Here is a 1,413-nt window from a genome sequence, read left to right as displayed (position 1 = left end):
GATTAAGTCCATATAATTGTGTAAAAGAAAAGGATAAACAAAAAGGGTCATATTAACTCCTTGTGATACAATGTTTTCAACGACGAATACAAAGTAGGAGGAATTAATAATGACCCAATTACAGTTTAACCTAGATTTTGAAAAAATAAAAGACGAAGTGATGAAATCTGATTTAAATGATGTTGTGAAATCATCCATCGTTGTTTTGTTCAACGAATACATGGAGATGGAGAGAGATCGGTACATGAAAAACACTACACATGAACGTAGTGAAAACCGACATGATTACAGAAATGGGTACTATGAAAGAGATTTAATTTTGAATGTTGGGAAAGTGCCATTAAAGGTTCCACGTACACGCCGTGGTGAGTTTTCAACGGATATTTTTGAGAAGTATAAACGCTGTGATAAAGCCTTCTTGCTTTCTATGTTAGAAATGGTAGTAAACGGTGTTTCTACTAGGAAGGTGACAAAAATTGTAGAACAGCTATGTGGAGAAAAAGTTTCTAAATCTATGGTTTCTGGGCTCACAAAGAAACTAGATCCTATTGTCAATGATTGGGCACAAAAGCCTTTAGACCAGCAATATTATAATTATATTTATGTCGATGCGATGTATATTAAAGTTCGTGAATATCACAGAGTTGTATCTAAAGCTGTTTATATTGCTTTAGGCGTGAATAGCCAAGATAAACGAGAGATTCTAGGTTTTAAAGTGGCTGGGACTGAATCCAAAGAGACCTGGCATGAGTTCTTTGAATCATTAATATCAAGAGGTTTACAGCCCCCTAAACTCGTCATATCTGATGCGCATGAAGGCTTAAAGTCAGCGATCATGGAAAACTTTCTTAACACAAGCTGGCAGCGTTGTACAGTACATTTTTTAAGGAATATTATTCAAACGATGCCTAAAAAGGGCTCTAAAGAAGCAAGAGAATATCTGAAAGAGATTTTTAAAGCACCTACAGAGAAAATTTCAAGAATGTTAAAAGATGAATTTATAGAAAAATTTGAAGACGATAAGAAATACGTAAAAGCCATAGAAACGCTCGATGCTGGCTATGAAGACGCCATTCAGTTTTATGCCGAGGACAAAGATACCCATATTCATATCCGAACGACAAACGTGTTAGAACGATTAAATTCGGAAGTGAGGAAGAGGGAAGGTGTTATTCGAATCTTTCCTAATACATCCTCTGCCTTCCGCCTAATAGGCGCAGTACTGATGGATTGTGAGGAGGGAATGGATCCAGGTAAAAGAAAATTCTTTTATCGTACGACGAACTGATAACTATTATCGCAAAAGTTTATTATATTGGGAGGGGTACCCCTCCCAATATAATAAACTCCATACCAACACATAAATGGTTGAAAACCTTGTATCTTATTTTACACATAATTCAGGACTTGACT

General features: G+C 35.9%; 1 protein-coding gene. It reads left to right on the top strand.

Annotation, left to right across the window (positions count from 1 at the left end; genetic code table 11):
- The first annotated feature begins 109 nt into the window (after positions 1-109).
- The gene (locus tag J2Z81_RS15650) at positions 110-1,288 is read left to right on the top strand and encodes an IS256 family transposase (RefSeq protein ID WP_226371755.1); all 1,179 of its coding nucleotides are present in this window, start codon (positions 110-112) and stop codon (positions 1,286-1,288) included.
- Positions 1,289-1,413: the final 125 nt, after the last annotated feature.

Source organism: Virgibacillus alimentarius (assembly GCF_017874635.1).
Classification (GTDB): domain Bacteria; phylum Bacillota; class Bacilli; order Bacillales; family Amphibacillaceae; genus Virgibacillus_B; species Virgibacillus_B alimentarius.
The sequence above is the reverse complement of the archived record's forward strand: the minus strand, read 5'-3'. Positions and strand labels throughout refer to the sequence as shown.